Annotated in this window: 19 protein-coding genes; 9 read left to right on the top strand and 10 right to left on the bottom strand. The window is 69.0% G+C overall.

What is annotated here, in order from left to right:
• The coding region (locus ACTIGJ_RS02260; RefSeq protein ID WP_439638636.1) for a transposase at positions 1-366 on the bottom strand (366 nt) is incomplete at its 3' end.
• 913 nt (positions 367-1,279) lie between these two features.
• Complete coding sequence (locus ACTIGJ_RS02255) at positions 1,280-2,707, bottom strand: TolC family outer membrane protein (RefSeq protein ID WP_439638635.1); 1,428 nt, start codon at positions 2,705-2,707, stop codon at positions 1,280-1,282.
• A gap of 187 nt (positions 2,708-2,894) precedes the next feature.
• Here ACTIGJ_RS02255 and ACTIGJ_RS02250 point away from each other — a divergent pair, with 187 nt between their 5' ends.
• The 8 genes from ACTIGJ_RS02250 (at position 2,895) to ACTIGJ_RS02215 (ending at position 12,245) form a co-directional block, all read left to right on the top strand.
• Positions 2,895-4,913: an amidase gene (locus tag ACTIGJ_RS02250; protein ID WP_439638634.1), complete on the top strand. Its 2,019-nt coding sequence runs from the start codon at positions 2,895-2,897 to the stop codon at positions 4,911-4,913.
• Between the two features lie 8 nt (positions 4,914-4,921).
• Complete coding sequence (locus ACTIGJ_RS02245) at positions 4,922-5,113, top strand: hypothetical protein (RefSeq protein ID WP_439638633.1); 192 nt, start codon at positions 4,922-4,924, stop codon at positions 5,111-5,113.
• A gap of 9 nt (positions 5,114-5,122) precedes the next feature.
• The gene (locus ACTIGJ_RS02240) at positions 5,123-6,076 is read left to right on the top strand and encodes a JmjC domain-containing protein (RefSeq protein ID WP_439638654.1); all 954 of its coding nucleotides are present in this window, start codon (positions 5,123-5,125) and stop codon (positions 6,074-6,076) included.
• Positions 6,077-6,139: 63 nt separating this feature from the next.
• Positions 6,140-7,870, top strand: coding sequence for a hypothetical protein (locus ACTIGJ_RS02235; protein ID WP_439638632.1), 1,731 nt, complete (start codon positions 6,140-6,142; stop codon positions 7,868-7,870).
• A 40-nt stretch (positions 7,871-7,910) separates the two neighbouring features.
• Positions 7,911-8,954, top strand: coding sequence for an asparaginase (locus ACTIGJ_RS02230; protein ID WP_439638631.1), 1,044 nt, complete (start codon positions 7,911-7,913; stop codon positions 8,952-8,954).
• Positions 8,955-8,972: 18 nt separating this feature from the next.
• A complete protein-coding gene (locus tag ACTIGJ_RS02225) occupies positions 8,973-10,103 on the top strand; it encodes an asparaginase (RefSeq protein ID WP_439638630.1) in 1,131 nt (376 codons plus the stop codon).
• A complete protein-coding gene (locus ACTIGJ_RS02220; protein WP_439638629.1) occupies positions 10,093-11,229 on the top strand; it encodes an acetamidase/formamidase family protein in 1,137 nt (378 codons plus the stop codon). The genes ACTIGJ_RS02225 and ACTIGJ_RS02220 overlap by 11 nt, the downstream gene beginning before the upstream one ends.
• 149 nt (positions 11,230-11,378) lie before the next feature.
• Complete coding sequence (locus tag ACTIGJ_RS02215; protein WP_439638628.1) at positions 11,379-12,245, top strand: alpha/beta hydrolase family protein; 867 nt, start codon at positions 11,379-11,381, stop codon at positions 12,243-12,245.
• A 7-nt stretch (positions 12,246-12,252) separates the two neighbouring features.
• On the opposite strand, the gene ACTIGJ_RS02210 is transcribed toward ACTIGJ_RS02215, so the two are convergent.
• From ACTIGJ_RS02210 to ACTIGJ_RS02180, 7 genes are all read right to left on the bottom strand, one after another.
• Positions 12,253-14,337 carry a PAS domain-containing sensor histidine kinase gene (locus ACTIGJ_RS02210; protein ID WP_439638627.1) on the bottom strand — a complete coding sequence of 695 codons (2,085 nt, stop codon included), beginning with the start codon at positions 14,335-14,337 and terminating at the stop codon, positions 12,253-12,255.
• A 28-nt stretch (positions 14,338-14,365) separates the two neighbouring features.
• Positions 14,366-14,752, bottom strand: coding sequence for a response regulator transcription factor (locus ACTIGJ_RS02205; RefSeq protein ID WP_439638626.1), 387 nt, complete (start codon positions 14,750-14,752; stop codon positions 14,366-14,368).
• A 221-nt stretch (positions 14,753-14,973) separates the two neighbouring features.
• Positions 14,974-16,260, bottom strand: a complete 1,287-nt coding sequence (locus ACTIGJ_RS02200) for an acetyl-CoA C-acyltransferase (RefSeq protein WP_439638625.1) — start codon at positions 16,258-16,260, stop codon at positions 14,974-14,976.
• 28 nt (positions 16,261-16,288) lie between these two features.
• Positions 16,289-16,768 (bottom strand): hypothetical protein, encoded by a 480-nt coding sequence (locus ACTIGJ_RS02195; RefSeq protein WP_439638624.1) that lies wholly within the window; start codon positions 16,766-16,768, stop codon positions 16,289-16,291.
• Positions 16,769-16,815: 47 nt separating this feature from the next.
• Positions 16,816-17,607: an SDR family NAD(P)-dependent oxidoreductase gene (locus tag ACTIGJ_RS02190; protein ID WP_439638623.1), complete on the bottom strand. Its 792-nt coding sequence runs from the start codon at positions 17,605-17,607 to the stop codon at positions 16,816-16,818.
• 15 nt (positions 17,608-17,622) lie between these two features.
• Entirely contained in the window at positions 17,623-18,261 is a 639-nt protein-coding gene (locus ACTIGJ_RS02185; RefSeq protein WP_439638622.1) for an isochorismatase family cysteine hydrolase, read from the bottom strand.
• 67 nt (positions 18,262-18,328) lie between these two features.
• Positions 18,329-19,303: an alpha/beta fold hydrolase gene (locus ACTIGJ_RS02180; RefSeq protein ID WP_439638621.1), complete on the bottom strand. Its 975-nt coding sequence runs from the start codon at positions 19,301-19,303 to the stop codon at positions 18,329-18,331.
• 199 nt (positions 19,304-19,502) lie between these two features.
• On the opposite strand from ACTIGJ_RS02180, the gene ACTIGJ_RS02175 reads away from it, so the two are divergent.
• Positions 19,503-20,132: a response regulator transcription factor gene (locus ACTIGJ_RS02175; RefSeq protein WP_439638620.1), complete on the top strand. Its 630-nt coding sequence runs from the start codon at positions 19,503-19,505 to the stop codon at positions 20,130-20,132.
• Positions 20,133-20,294: 162 nt separating this feature from the next.
• Here ACTIGJ_RS02175 and ACTIGJ_RS02170 read toward each other — a convergent pair whose 3' ends face one another.
• Complete coding sequence (locus ACTIGJ_RS02170) at positions 20,295-21,500, bottom strand: amidase (protein WP_439638619.1); 1,206 nt, start codon at positions 21,498-21,500, stop codon at positions 20,295-20,297.
• Positions 21,501-21,588: the final 88 nt, after the last annotated feature.

The following is a 21,588-nucleotide window of genomic DNA, read 5'->3' as shown; positions in this document are numbered from 1 at the left end:
AAAGACTTTCTTCCCCAGTTGATTCTTCGTCAGCAGATGCCGGAACTTGCAGATCGTCGTCTCGTCCGGCGCCCGTTCCACGCCCAAGTCGATGCCGACGAACTGCCGCATCGCTTCCGAGTCGTACAGCGCTTCTTCAACCGCCGGGTCCGACAAGTTGAACCAGGCTTGCAGGAAGTGAATCCGCAGCATCCGCTCAAGCCCCACTGGCGGACGGCCGACCTCGTTCTGCGGGTACACCGGCTCGATCAGCTCGCACAGCACCGACCATGGAACCACCCGATCCATCTCCGCCAAAAACACGCTTCGCTTCGTCGACCGACCAAACTTCTCGAATCCCGACGAGGCCAGCGATATCTGCTTCATGGCGTTGATTCCCTTGCTGTTTCCGATATCCAAATTTTACCAAACAAGGGGGGTTAATCAGAGAATCCTTAGGACTATCGAATCGTATCTCCTTGACGATGCGGTTCTCGAAGCTATGTGTACAACATTCGGAACACCCGAAATCGCCTCGCAAATGCTTCAAGCAAAAGCGACAGCACTTATGTCAAGCGTTGATGCAGGCGGTCCAGTCGACGATCTGAAGCGTCCGGCGGGTGATATATACAATGCTGCTAAGCGGCTCTTCCCGAGCGTAAAGCTAGGTAGTGATAGCCGCGCCTTTATGAAGGGGGTATGCGCTCCGTTGATCCGGCCTGGGACACCGCTTTATGAGAGGCTGCGGCGCGACATCTTCCGCACTGAGGCGGAGATTGCCGTCCAGCAAGGTGCTCCAGGCGGCGACTCTGCCTCCGCTTCGCTACGGCAGAGTCGCGCTTGAGCTTGGGCGTTGGGCCTCAAGATGAAAATGATCTTTCTATCATCTGCCATCAGTTCCGGTTTCATCGTCGCGTTGTTTCTCGGCCTTGCAGCATTTACTTTTTGTTTGGGGCGAGCCTACGCTCAATGCAGATGGCACTCCCGACAACGGGTTTGCACATGGTGTCGTCGCGATTGTCTACGAGGCACCGGTCATATTCTTCTTACTCACTGCAGCCACGTTCACTGTCAGCATTCTGGGGCGGTTAGTCATTTGGTCTCTCCGTGGCAGACCGGCGGGTGGAACATGAGGCCCTACAAGGCGCTTAGCCGAACCGGTGGTTCCTCCGGTTTTGCGCAGTAGGGGCGGTTCAAAATTCGCCAATGACGCCGATAACTAGCCGGCGGATCGCAGCCCGCCTTGCGCTGACGCCGCCGCCGCCGCGCGAACCGATCAGCCGCTGAAGCCAGCGCCCGCTCAACGCGGTGCGGGTGCCGAAGAGGGCACGGGTGTCACCACTGCACTGCCCGGTTCGGCGCTGGCGGGGACCAGCAGCGCATCGATGTCGGCCAGGTCATTCGCTGCCAGCTGGCCGGCCTGGCGCTTCAGGTTCAGCACGCTCAGCAGGTAGTCGTAGCGGCTCTGGGAGTAGCTGCGCTGCGCCGAATACAGGTTGCGCAGCGCGGTCAGCACGTCGACCTCGGTGCGGGTGCCGACCTTGAGTCCGAGCTGGCTCGATTCCAGCGCCAGCTGCGCCGAGCGCATCGCCGCCTGCGTCGCCCGGACGCTGGCGATGCCGGAGATCACGCCCTGGAAGGCGTCGCGGGTCTGTCGTTCGACGGTGCGCTGGGTGCTTTCCTCGCTGGCCTTCGACTGCAGCCCGAGCGCGCTGGCCTGGCGGACCTGCGAGGCGATCAGGCCGCCGGCGTAGATCGGCAGGTTCACGCTGAGGCCGATGCCGCTGCGGGTGGAATCGGCATTGCGCTCGCTGCTGTTGAGGCTTTCGGTGTAGGTGGCGCTGAGGCTCAAGGTGGGGTAGTGGCGGGCGCGCACGGCGCTGACATTGCGCGCGGCGATTTCGGTGGCCAGCCGGGCGATGCGCAGTTCGTAGTTGTCGCTGCGGGTGGCATCCAGCCAGTGCTCGACGCTGGCCGGCGCCGGCGGCTTCAGCGGCATTTCCTCGGCCAGCGCCTGGCCGGGATCGGCCTCGCGGCCGGTGATTTCCTCCAGCGCCCGCTGCGCGTTGGCGAGCCGGCGCTCGGCGGCGATCACCGTGGCGATGCTGGCATCGAACGCGGCGCGGGTTTCCTGCACGTCGATGATGGTCGCCAGGCCGACTTCGCGGCGGCGCTCGGCCTGCGCCCACTGGCGTTCGGTGGCGGCCCGTTCGGCGCTGCCGGTGCGCAGCGCGTCGCTGGCCGCCAGCACCTCGAAATAGGCCTGCGCCAGCCGCAGGATCAGGCTCTGCTGGGCGCTGCGGAAACTGGCTTCGGCCTGCGCCACGCTGATGTCCGCCTGCTTCAGCCGCTGGAAGGCTTCCTGGCTCCACAGCGTCTGGCTCAGCTGCACCTGGCCCTGGTCGAAGCTGTTGTAGAAATCGATCCGGCTGCTGGCGTTCGGTGCCGGATTGGTCGGGTCGGTGATGATCCGGCTGCTGCTGGTGGTGATCTCGTTGTGGCTGCGCTCGTGGCTGCCGCTGGCGTTGAGGCGTGGCAGGAAGGCCGACAGCGCCTGCGGCCGCGCTTCGATCGCGGCGTCGCGGGCGTACTGCGCGGCCCGCAGGTTGCGATCCTGGTCGAGCGCGTCGTGATAGCGGTCGAGCAGGTCGTTGGCCGTGGCGTAGCCGGGCAGCACGGCGGCGCCCGCAAGCAGGGCAGGGACGAACGAACGGCGGATGGTGGTCATCGGGCGGAGGGCGCTGCGGCCGGAAATCGCGGCCGTCGTCCTGAAGACGGCCGGCGCGGCGTTTCCCCCACCGCGCTGACAGCGCTTTCACGCCAAGGTGGGGTAGGCGGCCTGCGCCGCGTCGAAGGCAGCGACGGCCCCGCTGTGCCTTCCGATCCGGCCGTCGTTCCCGTACAGGAGCGCTGCCATGCCGTCCATCCCGCGTCTTTCCCCGGCGCTTGCCGCCCTGCTGCTGACGACCGCTGCGCTGGCTGGCGCGCCGGCGGCGGCGGCGAAGCCGACCTTCCATCTGCACGAAGCGACGATCGCCGAGATCCAGGCCGCGCTGGCCAGCGGCGAGCTGAGCACCACCAGCCTGGTGCAGCTATACCTGAAGCGGATCAAGGCCTACAACGGCCGCTGCGTGGCCGAGCCGCAGGGCATCCTCGGGCCGATCACGACGATCCCGCACGCCGGCCAGATCAATGCGCTGTCGACCTTGAACCTGCGTCCGAAGGCGCGCAAACGCTGGGGCTTCGATGCCCGCAAGGCGCGCAGCCTGACCGACCCCCAGGACGCCGATCCGGCGATGCCGGACGCGCTGGAAACCGCTGCCGCGCTGGACGCCGCGTTCGCCCGCACCGGCAAGCTGGTGGGGCCGCTGCACGGCGTGGTGATCGCGATCAAGGACCAGTACGACACCTTCGACATGCGCACCACCTCCGGTGCCGACGCCTTCTACGCCAACGACCGGCCGCCAAAGGATTCCGTGTTCATCACCCGGCTGCGAGAGGCCGGCGCGATCATCATCGCCAAGTCCAATCTCGGCGAATACGCCTCGGCGGTGCCGCGCAGTTCCTTCGGCGGCACCTTCTGCAATCCCTACGACACCGAGCGCACGCCGCGTGGTTCGTCGAGCGGCTCCGGCTCGGCGGTGGGCGCCAATCTGGTGACCTGCGCGATCGCCGAGGAAACCGGCTCCTCGATTCGCGGCCCGGCCAGCGCGGCGAGCGCGGTCGGCATCGCCGGCACCCAGGAACTGGTGCCGCGCACCGGCATGATCCAGATCGGCATCAACACCCGCGTCGGGCCGATCTGCCGCACGGTGGAGGACGCCGCCCGGGTGCTCGACGTGATCGCCGGCTATCACCCTTCGGACGAGCTGACCGCGTTCAGCCTCGGCCGCACGCCGAGCCAGCCGTACGCCAGCTACGCCGCGCCGAAGCGGCTCGATGGCCTGCGCATCGGCGTGGTCCGCGAGTACATGAACAAGGCCCTGTTCACCAAGGCCGACGAGCAGACCATCGACATCGTCGGCAGTGCCGCGCAGGACCTGAAGGCGCTTGGCGCGACCATCGTCGATCCGGGCCCGGACGGCGACCTGTTCACCGCCTGCTTCGCGAAGTACCTGCCGGCGGTGCAGGGCAAGCAGTTCACGCGGCGCTTTCCGGAGCTGTTCCCGGTCGAGGCCGATGGCAAGCCGAAGGGCGATCACCTCGCCACCTTGCTGTCGATGGCGGCCGATCCTTCGAAGGTGCCGGCGGCGATCACCCTGCGCGACTTCGGGCCGGCGCAGGCCGAAGGCGAAAGCAAGTACTGGCTGAACCGCTACCTGCAGGAGCGCGGCGACGCCAGCATCAAGACCAATGCCGACCTGATGAGCAAGGCGCGCTTCCATCAGGACCCGAACTTCCCGGATCGCCTGAAGACCCGCGAGAGTACCGAGAAGGCCAGCGAGCTGAACCTGGCCGAACGCATGCTTCGGCGCTTCTCGGTGCAGCAGCTGGTGCTGGCCTGCATGGCCGAGCAGAAGCTCGACGCGCTGGTCTACCCGACCAGCAGCCTGCCGCCGACCAAGCTCGGCGCACCGGCCGGGCCGCCGGTCAACGGCCGCTCGAGCGTCTGGAGCTTCCTGGGCCAGCAGGGCTTTCCGGTGATCACCGTGCCGGCCGGCTTCACCACCGAGGTCTACGACCTGATCCGCGATCCCAGCGCGCCGAAGGTCGAGTACCCGCCGAACCCTGGCGGCGGTGGTGGCGAACGCACCGTGGGCGACGACCACATCCGCCTGGTCGGCCCGGTGCCGGCGCGGCTGCCGGTCGGCATGGACATCGTCGGCAAGCCGTTCGACGAACCGCTGCTGATCCGCATCGCCTCGGCCTATGAGGCGGCGACGCATCGCCGCGAGCCGCCGGCGGATTTCGGTCCGCTGGCCGGCGAGCCCTGAGGCCGGTGATGGCGGCCGAATCCGGTGCCCAGCCGGCTGCGTTCGGCCGGCCGGACGACGCCGGGCCCCGCGTGCGCCGCGCCGCCTGCCGCGATCACGGTATCGACTGGCAGGGTTTCGATCGCCTGCTGCACGCGCTGCCGCCGCGCCCGGAACACCTGCAGCTGCGCCGGCAGGGGCTGGCGATCGAGCCGGCGTAGTACGTCGACCTGGCCGATGGCCGGCTGCTGCTGGTCAAGGAGCGCGTCTACACGCTGCTGCGCGACGGCGCCTGCCTGCTGCTGCCGGAGGTCGAGCGCAGCCTGCTGGAAGCGCGGCAACTGGCGGCGGCGATCGGCCGTCGCCACGGCCAGCCGACCCGCGCCAGCGCGTGCTTGAGCTTCAGTGCCAAGGCCGGCGGCGAGGCGCGCTGGCTGACCGAGGATGCCGAGATCATCCAGCTGATCGGCCGCAGCCGCTGGCTGCTGTACGGCTGCGGCATCGACGATCCCTTGCCCGGCCAGGACAGCGCCGGCCTGGCCCCGGTCTGCCCCTGCGTGCCGGTGTTCGATGTGTGGCTGGAAGCCGGCGACGTGCTGGCGCTGCCGCGCGGCTGGTGGCACCGGCGCATCGCCGACGAGCTGCCGAGCGCGCATCTGGAAGTGCTGATCGAGCCACCGACGCTGCACGACTTCCTGGCCTGGGTGCTGGCCCGTCACGCCCCGGCGCGGGTGCCGCTGCGGCGGCGGCTGGTCGACGATGCCGCCGCGCAGGCGGCGGCACTCGGCACGGCGGTGGAAGCGCTGCGCGAGCTGCTGCTGGAGCCGGCGCTGCTCGCCGATTTCCGCCGCGCCCGGGCGCTGGCCGAACGGCCATCGCCGGAGTTCGAGCTGGCCTGGCTGGCCGGCCAGCAGGCGCTGGGTGCCGAGACGCCGCTGCGCCTGGCCACGGCGCAGGCGCCGGTGCGCAGTGCCGACACGCTGCGCGTCAACGGCTGCGCGCTGGCCGCCGATTCGCCGGCCGCCGGTCTGCTGCGGGAAATCGCCGAGCAGCCGTCGATCACCGTCGGCGCGCTGGCGCAGCGGCAGCCGGCGCTGACGCCGGAGGCGCTGCACGACGCGCTGCTGGATCTGTCGGCGCACGGCCTGCTGGTGATCGGCGGCGCGCGCTTCGACGCGGGGTAGGGGGCTGCTGCCGGGCTGCGTCACAGGAACAGGCCGCACCGTTCCCGTGCCCTTCGCAACGCCATGAACCCCAGCCCGATCATCGCCGAGCCGTTTGCCGCGCCGCTGGCCCGCAGCCCTGCGGCACCGCCACGCCAGCGCTGGGTGCTGTCGCCGATGCTCGACGGCCTGCTGATCATCGCCGCGCCGGTGCTGAGCCTGCTGCTGGCGATCGCCGCGTTCGCCTGGCTGCCGGCCGAACAGGCGGCGACGCTGGTGCTGCTCACCCACGTCGTGCTGACCGTGGCCCATCACCTGCCGACCTGGGTCCGCCTGTACGGCGACCTCGACACCTACCACGCCGATCGCTGGCGCTGGCTGCTGATGCCGGTGATCCCGTTCCTGCTGGCGCTGGCGGTGCTGATCCACCTGCAGCAGCGCGGCTACGGGCTGGAGCCGTTCTTCTACCTGTTCATCCTGCTGACGCTCTGGGACCCGTGGCACTTCCTGATGCAGCACTACGGCTTCATGCGCCTGTACGACCGCGGCAACGCCGCGCCGCCGAAGCTGGCCGCCGGCATGGACCGCATGGTCTGCAGCGTCTGGATGGTCTACCTGCTGCTGGCCTCCAGCGCTTGGCTGCCGGAGCTGCTGGTGGATCTCGATCGCTGGCTGGGCCTGCCGCTGCTGCAGACGCTGCCGATTGCGGCGCTGGCCGCGCTGGGTGATCTGGCGGCGCTGCTGGCGGCGCTCGGCAGTCTGGTCTACGCCGCCTACCTGATCGTCTGCTGGCGGCGCGGCTGGTTCATCAGCCGCGCCAAGCTGGCGCTGCTGGTGCTGGGCTTCGCGGCGATGTGGCTCAGCTACACGCCGAACGCGCTGATCCGCGCCTGGGCGCCGGGCTGGTCGTTCAAGGTCGGCTTCGCGGTGATCGGCATCGTCCACATGACCCAATACCTGGCGATCGTCTGGCGCTACAACCGCAATCTCGCGGCCCGTCCCGGCGCTGCGCGACCGGGCTGGTTCCGCTGGCTGCACAGCCGCAACAGCGTCTGGGCGGCACTGCTCTACGTGCTGGCCTGCCTGGCCTACGGCGAAGGTCTGACCACCGGCTTCGACAGCGTCTGGCTGACCATTCCACTGCTGGCGCTCGGCTTCACGTCGACGCTGATGCACTACTACTTCGACGGCTTCATCTGGAAGCTGCGCCAGCCCGGCACCGCCGCCACGCTCGACGGCCGCGCGCCGGCCGCGCCATCACCGGCCAGCGCCACGCTGCGTGCGCCGACGCGTCGCGAATGGCTGCGCCCGCTGCTGGTCTTCGGCCTGCCGCTGGGGCTGATGACGGCCGCCGCCACCGCCACCTGGGTGCCGCCGCAGCCGGCCTGGACCGACAGCCTGAAGCAGGCCGTCGAAGCCGCCCGCGACGGCGAGCGTGACGCCGCGCTGCGCGCCGCCCGCCGCGCCCGGGTGGCGATGGACGAGGCGCTGCCGAAGCTGCGGGCGCTGGCCCGGCTGGAAGCCAGCGCGGCCCGCGACACCGAACTGGCGCTGCTGCTCTACAGCCACCGCTGGCTGCAATACGCGCTGCTGCCGCAGCTCGATGGCCGCGCCGCCGCCACCGAAGCGCTGGCGCTGCAGCGCGATGGCCTGGCCGAGCCGCTGCAGCTGCTGGACCGGGCGCTGGCGCGCGGCGGCAGCGTCGCCCATCCCGGACGGCCGTCGATGAGCATCGACGACGCCCGCCGGCTGCGCGATGGCTGGCAGCGGCAGTTGCAGCAGCTCGATGCCCGGCTGGCGGCCGCCGCGCCGTGATCCGCCGGTTCCCGACATGCCCACCCGAAGGAGGCTGCCCATGATTCGCCCGTTGTCGTGCTGCGCCGGTCTGGCCGTGCTGCTGGCGCTGCTGCCGGTACGCGCCGACACCGCCACCGCCGCGCTGCCCGAAGTGCGCCTGTTCACCACCGGCGGCACCATCCAGAGCAAGGGCGCGCACCGCCAGAAGCTGATGGAGTACAGCGACGGCAAGGTGTCGCCGAGCGAACTGGTTGACGACCTGCCGGAGTTGCGCGACATCGCCCGGCTCAGCTATGCCGAGATCAGCAATATCGGCTCCGGCGGCATCGACACGCCGAAGCTGCTGCTGCTGGCCCAGCAGATCAACGCCTGGCTGGCGCATCCGGAAGCGGCCGGTGCCGTGGTCACCCACGGCACGGCAACGCTTGAGGAAACCGCCTATTTCCTGAACCTCACGGTGAAGTCGGACAAGCCGGTGGTGGTGGTCGGCGCGATGCGGCCGTACACGGCGGTCAGCCGCGATGGCCCGATGAACCTCTACAACGCGGTCAGGGTCGCGGCGACACCGGCGGCCCGCGACATGGGCGTGATGATCCTGCTCAACGACGAGATCAACGCCGCCCGCGACACCACCAAAGGCAACACCTACCGGGTCGACACCTTCATCGCGCGCGATGCCGGGCCGCTCGGCTTCGCCGACAGCGACCGCATCGTCTTCTACCGCCGGCCCACCAGCCGCCACACCGCGCACAGCGAGTTCGATGTCGCGAAGCTGAGCACGCTGCCGAGAGTCGATGTGCTCTACGCCTACCAGGAAGCCGACGATGCCGCGATCAAGGGCTTCGTCGCTGCCGGTGCTCGCGGCATCGTCGGCAGCGGCGGGTATTCCGAGCCGCTGGCGGCGCTGAAAGGCCAGGGCATCGTCGTCGTGCAGAGCGATCGCAAGGGCTCCGGCCGGGTGGTCAAGAGCGAAAAGGTGGCGGCCAAGGGCCAGGTCACCGCCGACAACCTGCCGCCCCACAAGGCCCGCATCCTGCTGCGCCTGGCGCTGACCCGGACCACCGACCCGGTGGAGATCCAGCGCATGTTCGACGAGTACTGAGCCCCGTCCGGAGCCGCCATGAAACGCCTGTCCCTGATGGCCGCGGCACTGTCCGCGAGCCTGCTGTGCACGGTGCCGCTGCTGCCCGCCGGCGCTGCCGAAATCCCGACCTATGCGCCGCTGCCGCCGGCGCCGGCCGATGCTGCCGCGCTGCCGACCGTGGTGATCCTGTCGATGGGCGGCACCATCGCCAGCCGGGGCACGCCGCGCCTGAACGTCGCCAACTACGGCGGCAAGGGCGTGCCGAGAGTCGATCCGCAGGACTGGCTGGCCGACGAACCGGAACTGGCGACGGTCGCCAACATCCGCCTGGAAGACGGCCGCCCGCCGGTCGACCGCGCCAGCGGCGAAACCCAGGGCGACGACCTGCGCGTCGCCGCCCGGCTGCGCGTGCTGCTGCGCGATCCGGCGGTCGATGGCGTGGTCGTCACCCACGGTACCAACACGCTGGCCGAGTCGGCCTACATCATGAATCTGATCGTCGACTCGCCGAAGCCGGTGGTCTTCGTCGGCTCGCAGCGGCCGTGGACGGCGCTGTCCGGCGATGGCCCGCGCAACCTCTATGACGCGGTCAGAGTCGCCGGCAGCAAGGACGCGGCCGGCAAGGGCGTACTCCACTGCATGAACCAGGTGATCACGCCGGCCCGCGATGTCTCCAAGACCTCCGCCTACCGGGTGCAGACCTTCAAGGGCATCGACGTCGGCGCGATCGGCTACGCCGATCCCGACCAGGTGAAGTTCTACCGCGCGCCCCTGCGTCGTCACACCACGCAGTCGGAGTTCGCCGGCCGCGACTACGCGGACCTGCCGAGGGTGGAGATCGCCTACGCCTACCGCGATGCGCCGGGCTACCTGATCGACGCGATGGTCGCCCACGGCGTCAAGGGCATCGTCGTCGACGGCACCGGTGCCGGCAGCCCGACCACCAGCCAGACGGACGCGATCAAGCGCGCCCAGGCCAAGGGCGTGGTGGTGGTCGCCACCGCCCGCACGCACGGCGGCCGCGTGCAGGACACGCCGCGCCGCCGCGAGGCGCACATCGTGCCCGGCGACAACCTGCTGCCGGAAAAGGCGCGAATCCTGTTGCAGCTGGCGCTGACCCGCACCACCGATGTCGCCGTCATCCAGAGGATCTTCGATGAATACTGAAAGCCGCCGCGTCCAGTTGCCGACGCGCCTCGCCGCCCTGCTGCTGCTCGGCGCGCTGGCCCTGCCGGCCCGTGCCGGCGTGGTGCTGCCGAAGGCCGATCACTGGCTGCGGCTGACGCCGGAGAACTCGGTGATCGGCAATTTCCCGGCCCAGAAGGCGCCGATCCTGACCGTCAAATCCGGCGCCACCGTGCGCATCGACGGCGGCGGCGGCAACCGCTGGGGCGAGGAGGAACCGTTCGCCTGGCTCAAGGCCAACGGCGTCACCGTCAACGCCGAGGAAGCCGAAGCGATCCGCGAGATCGACGCCGTGGTCAAGAAGACCGAGCGCTATGCCGACATCAAGACCGGCCACCTGCTGGTCGGCCCGATCGCCATCGAAGGCGCGATGCCCGGTGACACCATCGAGGTGCGGGTGCTGAAGGTGACGCCGCGCATCCCCTACGGCACGGTCAGCCAGCGGCCCGGTCGCGGCGGCATTCCCGATGACGTCAAGGAACCGCACACGGTGGTGGTGACCTTCGACGGCAAGCGCCGCAGCGGCCACTTCGGCGACGGCATCGAAGTACCGCTCGGCCCGTTCCAGGGCGTCATGGGCCTGCTGCCGGCAGCATCGGAAGGTGCCAACCGCAGAAGCGGCCCGCCGGGCCTGTTCGGCGGCAATCTCGACTGCAAGGAACTGGTCGACGGCACCTCGCTGTACCTGCCGGTATTCCATCCGGGCGGCCTGTTCTTCACTGGCGACAGCCACGCTGCGCAGGGCGATGGCGAGGTCACGGTCAACGCCATCGAAACCGCCAACACCTCGGTGCTGCAGTTCATCCTGCACAAAGGCCGGCTGCTGTCGGCACCGCGCGCCGAAAGCGCGACGCACTTCATCGCCTTCGGTCTCGACCCGGATCTCGACAGCGCGATGCAGATGGCGATCCGCGAAACCAACACGCTGCTCGGCGACACCTACGGCCTGGACTTCGCGCATGCCTTCGCGCTGTCGAGCATCGCCATCGACTTCCGGGTGACCCAGGTGGTCGACGAGACCAAGGGCATCCATTCGATGATTCCGAAGTCGCTGTTCACGCAGGCGAAGCTGCCGCCGTTCTGGGCTGCGAACGGCAAGCGGCGCTGAGGCGAGTGTGGCTGCGGTGAGTCGGGCGACAGCCCGACCCACCGTGATCGCATCGATCCGGGCCAAAGCGCGCCACCCCGATCAGGCCAGCAAGCCGAAGCGCTTTTTGCTAGACAAAGCGCTCACCCGCAAGCGCAGGCCCCAGCAACATGAAAGCAGGCAAGAAGTGCCTCGGCGGCCTCGTTTCGCTTGCCATCGCGGTCCTCGCCAGCCTCATCGGCTGCGGCGCGCTGGCCGCCGAACAGCGTCTCGATGTCGCCCCAGGCGTCAGCGCCGCCTGGCTGACGCCGGACCGCGGCTGGGATGGCCGAACCGTGCTGCTGCTGCACGGCTTCGCCGATGACATGGATGGCGTCGGCGATCTCGGCAAGCACCTCGCCCAGGCGCTGGCCGCAAACGGCATCGCCAGCCTGCGGATCAACTTCCGTGGCGAGGGCGACCGCCTGCGCACCCGGATCGAATCGACCTTCGCCACCCGGCTGGAAGACACCGCCGCGGCCCATGCCTTCCTGTTGAAGCAGAAAGGGGTGGATGCCAGGCGCATCGGCGTCCAGGGCTTCAGCCTCGGCGCCAGCACCGCGATCGAGACCGGCGGCCGTCAGCCGACGTGGTTCCGCTCGATGGCGGTCTGGTCCAGCCCGGCTGGCGATCAGTTCGCGATGTGGCAGCAGAGCGCGCCGGAGATCGTCGCCAAGGCACTGCGCGATGTCGAGGCCACGGAGGACGTGCCGGGCTGGAAGAAGATCACCACCAGGCGCGCGTTCTACGAAAGCTTCCGCGGCTACGACATCGACCGCGCGCTGGCCAAATACCCCGGCGCCTTCCTCACCGTGCGCGGCTCCCAGGATCATCTGCCGCAGCACGACGCCGAGTTCCTGCGCATCGCCCCCGGCCAGCCCGCCGAAGCCGTGCTGATCGGCGGTGCCGACCATATCTTCCGGGTCTTCGATCCCGGGGCTCCGCTCGCTCGGCGCGCCCAGGACGTCACGGTGGCGTGGTTCGTTCGGACCTTGTGAACGGGCCCTAGTCGACCGTCGCGACCGGCAACGTCATCGCGAAGCGCGCGCCGCAGCCGTCGCCGCGGTTGCCGGCGACCATTCGGCCACCGTGCGCCTCGACGATCGAGCGGCACACCGGCAGGCCCAGGCCCATGCCGTTGGGCTTGGTCGAGAAGAAGCTCTCGAACAGGCGCCGGAGGTTTTCTGCGGCGATGCCGGGGCCGCTGTCGAGCACCGCCAACTCGATCTCGCCGGCCGCCGTCAGCGCCGTCTCGATGCGCAACTCGCGGCGCGGACTGCCGGCCTGGGCCATCGCCTGCAGCGCATTGACCACGAGGTTGACGATCACCTGCTGCAACTGCACGCGGTCGCCCTGCACCGCCGGCAGATTGGGCGCCAATTGCAGATGCAGCTGCACCTGCTGGGCACGCAGCTCGTGCTGCAGGAACTGCATGGCCTCCTGCACCAGGGCGTCGAGCGCCAGCGGTGCTGGCTCCGGCGCGCGGCGCAGGGCCATGCCGCGGATGCGGGCGATGATCGCGGCGGCGCGGCGGGCGTCGTCGCTCATCCGCTGCAGCAGGGCCTTGGCCTCGCCAAGATCGGGCTCGGCCCGTGACAGCCAGCGCAGCCCGGCGGCGCCGTTGGTGGCGATCGCTGCCAGCGGCTGGTTGACCTCGTGGGCGATGGACGCGGTCAGCTCGCCGAGCATCGAGACGCGGCCGGCATGCGCCAGCTCGGCCTGCAACTGGCGCAGCACGGCGCGGCCCGCGACCTGCTCGGAAATGTCGATGTTGCCGACCAGCACCATGCCCTTGTCGCGCATCTCGGGCGGCGCGGTGACGAAGAACAGCACGTCGATCTCGCGGCCATCGACGGTGCGCAGCCGGGTCTCGGCCTGGTAGCCGGGCTCGCGGCGCCAGCCGGCCTCGATACTGCCGCGGAAGGCCTCGGCGCGGCCGGGCATCCAGAACCGGGTCACCGGCCCGAGCAGCTGCTGCACGTCGCTGGCACCGAACAGCTTCAGCGCCCGCTCGTTGACGTCGATGGCGACCGAGGCTTCCATCGCCCGCTGCAAGAACTCCGGATGCGCGTCGATGTAGGCGTGCAGATCGGTGACGCCCTGCGCGCGCAGCCCGGCGAACAGCGTGTTGAGACGGCTGGAATCGAGCTGCCAGAACGACACTGCCATGGCCTGGAACAGATTGCGGTAGCGCGACTCGCTGCGCTCCAGCGCGGCGAAGGTGTGCTTGCGTTCGGAGATGTCGATGACGCCGATCAGCAGACGCCCGCGCGCCACTGCCTCCGGCGCGAAGCAGGCGGTGAACAGCGCATCGAAGACGCTGCCGTCGAGCCGGCGCAAGCGGGTCTCGATGCTGTAGTGCGACAGGCCGCCCACGGCGGCGAGCGTGCTGGCGGCATAGACGGCGAGGCTCTCGTCCGGCCAGAAGGCGTTGAGGTCGGCCATCAGCTCGGCCTTGTCGCCGCGCCCGAACAGCCGCACCGTCTCGTCGTTGACGTCGACGATGCGGGTGGCACCGATCATCTGCCGGCAGAACTCCGGATGCCGGGCGAAGTACTGCGCGTAGTTGTCGACGCCCGCCTTGCGCAGCTCGCGCAGCAGCGTGCCGACGCCGCTGAAGTCCAGCTCCCAGAAAGACGCGGCCATGGCCCCGAACAGGTTGCGGTAGCGCTGTTCGCTGGCAATCAGTGCCGCCTCGGCGCGGCGGCGCTCACTCAGATCGCGGCCGGTCTCGACGACGTGCGCGGGCCGGCCCTCGTCATCGCGCTGCAGGACCCATCGCAGTTCCAGTTGCAGTTCCTGCCCCGCATCATTTCGGCGACGAAGTTCGCCGTCCCAACGACCCGTGGCCAGTAGTTGCTGCTCGCCGAACTCGCGAGTGGCGGCCGGCTCGGAGCGCAGCCAGGTCTCGGCCAACTGCCCGATCAGCTGCTCGCGCGGCCAGCCATAGAGTTGTTCGGCGGCCGTGTTCCAGACCAGGACCCGGCCATCCAGATCGCGCACCACCACGCTTTCGTGAACGGCGTCGAACCATTCAGCGAATCCGGCACCGGACTCGGTCAGGCGTCGGTCGCCGGGCTTTCCATCCATCGCTGTTCCTGGTGAGGCGGGCATGCGCTCAGTCTGGCGCGACCGCATGATCCGGCAGCGCCTGGTTCAGACAGCGGATCAGCTGGCGCGCTTCGAAAGGCTTGGCCAGCATGCACAGCGCGCCGCAGGCCAGCGCGCGCTCCCGAAGCCCTGCTTCGGTCTGCGCCGTCATCAGGATCACCGGCGTATCGCGGCCGGCGTCGCGCAGCCGACGCACCAGGTCCAGGCCGCTGGCACCGGGCATGCGGTAGTCGGTCAACAGGCAATCGCAGGCATTGGCGTCGGCGAGAAACTCCTCCGCGCTGGTGTAGCCCTGCTCGCGAAAACCCAGCGAGCGGATCAGCCCCTGCAACGAGAGGCGAAGGGAATCGTCGTCATCAACGATGGCGATGCAGGGAACGACGGAGGGCGGCACGAAAAGGAATCCTCTGGCAGATGTCGATGTTTTCGCACGATCGATCCGTCGCGGAAATCATACTTTGGGATCGCCGCGCGGCCTCCGGCTCGAACGGAACCGATGAAAGGGCGATGTCAGCGCTGCCATCGGGCGATCCAGAGCCGGAACGGTCGGCCGACGGTTCATACGAAGGTATGAGCCCGCGCTGTACGTCACGCGCAACGCGGCCAGACGCTGCATCAGGCCGACTGCAGCAGCACCACCGAGCCCTGCCCGCCATCGGCACAGATGCTGACGATGGCCCGCGTGCCGCTGGGCATCGCCGCGAGTTCCTTCACCGCCTGGCTGAGAATGCGAGCGCCGGTCGCTCCGAAGGGATGGCCGATGGCAACGCTGCCGCCATTGGGGTTGACCCGGTCTCGCGGGAAGTGGCCCAAGTCAAAGGCGACGCCCACGCGATCGTTCAGGAAAGCGCGATCCTCCATCGCCTTGATGTGGAACAGCACCTGCGCCGAGAACGCTTCGTGGATTTCCCACAGGCCGACGTCGCTGTATTTCAGGCCGCGGCGCGCCAGCAGGCGCGGGATGGCGAAGGCCGGCGCCATCAGCAGGCCTTCGTGGCGGAAGTCGATGGCGGCGATCTCCCAGTCCACCAGCTTCACCTTCGGCGTGCCGGCCGGCAGCTTGCCCAGGCCGGTCTCGGTGCCGACCCAGATCGCGGCGGCGCCGTCGGTGAGCGGCGAGGAATTGCCGGCGCTGAGTGTGCCCTGGCCGCTCGTGCGGTCGAAGGCCGGTGGCAGCTTGCCGAGCTTTTCCAGCGTGGTGTCCTTGCGCGGAATGCCGTCGCGCTTCGTCCCGCCGACCGGGATCACCAGATCGTCGAAGAAGCCGCGCTCCCAGGCGGCGACCGAGTTGCGGTGGCTGGCCAGCGCGCTGTCGTCCTGCTCTGGCCGCCCGATCCGCCATTCCTTCGCCGTGATCTCGGTGTGCTCGCCCATGCTCTTGCCGGTGGTGCGATTGGTCACCGCCGGAATGTAGAGGCCGACGTCGGCGAGCTTGAGGCTGGCGAGGTGGCCGAGCTTGTCGCCGATGGTCCTGGTCTTCTGGAACTTGCGCAGCCAGTCCGACAGGGTCTGGCCGAGGCCGATCTGCACCCGGCTCATGCTCTCGACGCCGCCGACCAGGGCGAGCTGGCGGCTGCTGTCGTTGAGCATGCCGGCGGCCTCGATGGCGCCGATCATGCTGGTCGAGCAGGCCATGATCGTGGAGAAGGCGGTGATGGTCGGCGGCGCGCCGGCGTCCATCAGCACCTCGCGGGCGAGATTGCTCCAGGTGAGGTTGGGCACCACGCTGCCCCAGACCGCGAAGTCCGGCTGCGCGCCGTCCTCGAGACGGGCCAGCATCGCCTGCACCACCGGCACCGACAGCGCGATGGCGTCGTGGCCGGCGAGCGCGCCGTCGACCTTGGCAAAGGGGGTGCGGACGCCGGAGGCGATCCAGGCCTGGGGCTGGGTGCTCGTGCTCATGAGGAAACTCCGGTCAGCAAGTGGGACATCAGGCGGCGCGGCGCAGGCCGCGCACGGCGGGAATGCCGAGGGCGAGGAAGATCACCAGCAGCAGGCCCTGGCCAATGGCGAAGCCGGGCGACCGGTCGCTGGGCACCAGCGCATGCAGCGCCGGAATCTTGAGGAAAGCCTGCACCAGCGCGACGAAGGCGTCGAGATAGATCGCGACCGCCAGCGTCGCGCCGTAGGCGCTGCGCCAGCCGCCCGCCAACTGCCGGCTCCAGCGGGCGTGGACAGTCACCGCCAGCAGCAACAAGGAGAGCACGCCGAAGGCGTGCGAGGGCAGGAACTTCACGAACGGGAACAGGAAGCCGCTGAGGCTGGTGAGCAGCAGCAGCACGATCGTGGCCGTCGCCAGATCCGGCAGGGCCTTGCCGCCCTTCCAGGCGAGCAGCAAGGGGATGCCGGTGAACAGGGCGGCGAGGCTGATCAGGACATGGACCAAGGTGAGGGTTTGCAGGGCGGACATGGCGAACTCCAGGTTGTTGACGGGGGATCGACTGCGACGGTTCGGACTCAGCGCTGGTAACGGGCGGCGGCCTTGTTCAACGACAGGCGCGGCGCCATGTGCAGGCGCGCGGCGGTCAGCGCGTCCCAGTCCGCGGGATCGGGCAGCGAGGGGATGGTGATCAGCTCGCCCTGGTCGAGACCGGCCAACGCGGCATCGACCATCTCGTCGACTTCCATCAGCATCTCCTGCGGCAGGTGATCGACCGCCGCGCCCCAGATGGCGGTGCGGGTGGCGCCGGGCAACACGGCCTGCACGCGCACGCCGTGCGGGCGCAGCTCTTCCTGCAGGGCCTGGCTGAACGTGATCAGGTAGGCCTTGCTGCCGCTGTAGACGCCGTTGAAGCGCTCCGGGATCAGGGCCGTCACCGAGGCGATGTTGATGAGGGTGCCGGCCTTGCGCGCGATGAAGCCCTTGGCGGCCGCGAGTGCCAGGCGCGTCGGGGCGACGGCATTGATCTGCAGCATGGCTTCCAGCGCGTCGGGATCGGCGGCGGTCATCGCGCCAGTCACCGCGATGCCGGCGTTGTTGACCAGAATGCCGATGCGCTGGTCGCCGTGCAGCTGAGTCTCGACCGCCAGCAGGTCGGCGCGCTTCGAGAGGTCGGCGATCACCGTCTCGACGGTGACGCCGGTCTGCTCGCGCAGGCGCTGGGCGACAGCGTCTAGGCGGCTGCGGTCGCGGGCGACCAGGATGAGGTCGTGGCCGCGGCGAGCCAGGCGATCGGCGTAGACGACACCGATGCCGGACGAGGCGCCGGTGACAAGGGCAGCGCCGGAAAGTGGGGTGGGGGTGCTCATGTCCTTGCTCCGGATTCAGTTCCTGGAGCGCTGGAACGCGGCCAGCAGCTCCTGGGTGGTCAGCACCGCATGGGCGTACGACGGTGCGTTGATCTCGTGCGCGGCGTGCATCGCCTCGGCGCTGAAGGCGGCGGTGGCATCGCGTACCAGGGTGACGTGATAGCCCAGCTCGTTGGCGAAGCGGCCGGTGCACTCGATGCAGGTGTTGGCGATCAGCCCGATCAGGATCACGTGACTGACCCGCCGCTGCTTGAGCAGCATGTCGAGGTCGGTGTTGGCGAAGCCGCTGGCGCCCCAGTGCTCCTTGACGATGGTGTCGCCGGGCTGCGGCGCGAAGTCCGGATGCCAGTCGCCGCCCCAGCTGCCCTTGGCGAACACCTGCACCTTGGCGGCGCCGAGCTGGTAGGGCGTGGGGTGATCCCAGCTCTTGAAGTCGTCCGGCTCGGCGCGGTGGTGCGGGACGATGAACACCGGATAGCCGCCGGCACGCGCCGCAGCGGTAGCGGCACGCAGCTTGTCGTGCAGGCCGACCGCGTTCGCCACCTCGGCGACGCGCGGCCAGAGCTTGCCGCCCTCGGACAGGAAATCGTTGTAGGGATCGATGAACAGCAGCGCGGTGTGGCGCGGGTCGTAACTGGGCAGGCTGAGGCTCATGGCAGTGCTCCGGAGTGGTGGGGCGAGCGTCGGTGCCGGAGCCAATCGCTCCGGTGCCGGTCGTCGATCAGCCCTTGATGAAGGCCAGCAGGTCGGCGTTGAAGCGATCCTGGTGGGTGACGGTGAGGCCGTGATCGGAACCGGCGTAGACCTTCAGCGTCGAGCCCTTGACCAGCGGATGCGCCATCCGCGCCGAGGCGCCGATCGGCACGATCTGGTCGTCGTCGCCGTGGATGAACAGGGTCGGCTTGTCGATCTTCTTCAGATCCGCCGTGTAGTCGACCTCCGAGAATTCGCGGATGCAGTCGAGCTGGCCCTTGATGCCGCCCATCATGCCCTGCAGCCAGAAGGACTCGCGCACGCCTTCCGAGACTTTCGCGCCCGGCCGGTTGTAGCCGTAGAAGGGCATGGTCAGATCCTTGAAGAACTGCGAGCGGTCGTCGTAGGTGCCCTTGCGGATGCCATCGAACACCGAGAGGTCGAGTCCGCCCGGGTTGCTCGCGGTCTTCAGCATCAGCGGCGGCACGGCGCCGACCAGCACCGCCTTCGCGACCCGCTTCGTGCCGTGGCGGCCGAGGTAGTGGGCGACTTCGCCGCCGCCGGTGGAGTGGCCGACCATCACCAGATCCTTGAGGTCCAGCGTCTCGATCAGGTGGGCGAGGTCGTCGGCGTAGGTGTCCATGTCGTTGCCGTCCCAGGTCTGGTCGGAGCGGCCGTGGCTGCGGCGGTCGTGGGCGATGACCCGGTAGCCCTTCTGGCCGAGGAACACCATCTGCGCGTCCCAGGCATCGGCCGACAGCGGCCAGCCGTGGCTGAACAGCACCGGCTGACCTTTCCCCCAATCCTTGTAGTAGATGCGGGTGCCGTCCTTGCTGGTGACGTAGTGGCCGCGGCTCGCGGCGGTCGTGCCCGTCGCCTTGGCTGCGGCGGCGCCGGCGACGCCCGGGACGGCCGCGGCGGCCAAGGCGCCCAGGCTGGTGGCCAGGACCTCGCGACGGCTGCTGAGGGTGCTGCTGCTGGTGGATTTGCTCTGCTCGTTCATGGGGGCCTCTCCTTCGTGGTACGCGCATCCAGCGCCGATGCACACAGGCTAGGAGCGCGCCGCCCGAAGGTCATTTACACGTCGGTATACCGATTCGCGGCTGCGCCTATACCGAGGGATGAGCCGGGATGAGCGATGCCAGGTCCCGCGCCGCTGCGCTAGCATCGGCGACATCAATGACGACACAGGAACGTGGTGCGTGGCCGAGACCGCCGTTGTGCACATCATCGATGACGACACCTCGCTGCGACTCGCGCTCGACAGCCTGTTCCGCTCGGTGCAGTTCGGCACACGGCTCTACGGCTCGGCGCAGGAATTCCTTGCCGCTCGGCGCCCCGAGCTTCCCGGCTGCCTGGTGCTCGACGTGCGCCTGCCCGGCATCAGCGGCCTCGACTTCCAGCAGCAGCTGTTGCAGGCCGGCGTGCACATCCCGGTGGTACTGATGACCGGCCACGGCGACATCCCGATGAGCGTGCGCGGTATGAAAGCCGGCGCCGTGGACTTCCTTACCAAGCCCTTCCGCGACCAGGACATGCTCGATGCCGTGGGTGCGGCCATCGAACGCGACCGCCTGCGGCGCAACGTCGATGGCGACCTGGGCCAGCTACAAGCGCTATATCAGACGCTGTCGCCGCGCGAGCGCGAAGTGATGGCGCTGGTGGTTGCCGGCCGCATGAACAAGCAGGTCGCCGGCGATCTGCATCTGGCCGAGATCACCGTGAAGATTCACCGGGGCGCGGCGATGAAGAAGATGGGAGCCCGCTCGCTGGCGGAACTGGTGCGCATGGCCGAGGCGCTGCAGTTGCCGCGGGCGGCGATCGGGCGCTGAGATCCAGCGTCGGACTCAGGCTGCATGCTGCCCTTGGTGCCAGAAGCGGACGTTCGTTGCGGTCGTTCGGACCGGTGTTCGAGCAATGCCTGCGGTTGATCAAGCCGCAGGCACTGTCAGCAGGGATTGCCGACAAGAACAACCTCGAAATCGCCGCGCCGCTCAATCCTTCGCCGGCCGGCGATAGCGGGTGGCCTGCTCGTAGGCATAGGCGTAGCCGATGATCTTCGCGTCGTCCCAGGCGCGGCCGAGGATCTGCAGGCCGACCGGCAGGCCCGGCCCGAGATAGCCGCTCGGCACCGACAGCGCCGGCCACTGCAGCGTGCTGCCGACGAAGGTCAGGCTGCTGCCGAGGCCGGTGACGCCGCCTTTGGGATTGGCTTCGTCGGTCATCAGCTGGGTGTTGCGGTCACCATTGACCACCGGCAGCTGCGCCCAGGTCGGGAAGATGACCGCGTCGATCCTGCCGCTGTCCATCGCCCGGGTGAACGCGACGCGATAGGCCGCCTCGATCTCCAGGCCCTTGATGGTGTCCGGATCGGTCGCCACCGGGCCGGCGGCGGCATCGGCCGGATCGATGCCGACGATGGCGTCGAGCAACAGGGCCAGGTCGGTGACCGTGCGCGCCATCGGCCCGGCGGTGTCGCGGATGCTGTTGTTCGGCTGGATGCCGTCGCGCGATACCAGGCCGACGGTCGGCCGCAGGCCGGCCAGGGCGTTGTGGGCGGCCGGCATGCGCACGCTGCCGCCGGTATCGGTGCCGATGCCGACGGTCGCGAAGTTCGCCGCGATCGAGGCACCGGTGCCGCCAGACGAGCCGCCGGTGGCGAACGCGGTGTTGTAGGGATTGCGGGCGAAGCCCGGCAGCACCGAATTGATGTTGTCGCCGCCGCCGTTGGTGAACTCGGAGGTCGAGGCCTTGCCGAGGATGATGCCGCCGGCCTCCTTGATCTTGGCGACCAGCGTCGCATCGCGTTTCGGCATCCAGTGCTTCCAGCCCTGGAAGCCGGAGGTGTTCGGCATGTCGTCGGCGTCGATCACGTCTTTCACCAGCACTGGAATGCCGTGCAGCGGCCCCTTGAGCTTGCCGCTGGCCTTGAACGCCGCGTCGATGCGATCGGCCTCCTCCAGGGCTTTCGGATTGAGGTTGATGATCGCGTTCAGATACGGACCCTGCTGGTCGTAGGCGGCGATCCGCGCCAGATACATCTCCACCACCTGGCGCGTGCTCAGCGAGCCGGCCCGGTAGGCGGCCTGGATGTCGGCAATGCTGGCTTCCTCAATCTGCAGGGCCTGCGCCGGCGCGATCGCCAGCAAGGCGGCAGTCAGGGCGATGAGCAGCGGACGACGACGACGGCGGGATGACATGGCGGGGCTCCGGTGCGCGACTCGCAGGCCAGCGGCTGCTGGCGCCTTGCCCGGTGACGGCCGGCGGGACCGCGGCCCCTACGTCGGC

This window comes from Nevskia sp. (assembly GCF_051860985.1).
Lineage (GTDB): Bacteria > Pseudomonadota > Gammaproteobacteria > Nevskiales > Nevskiaceae > Nevskia.
This window is presented reverse-complemented; position numbering and strand designations above follow the sequence as displayed.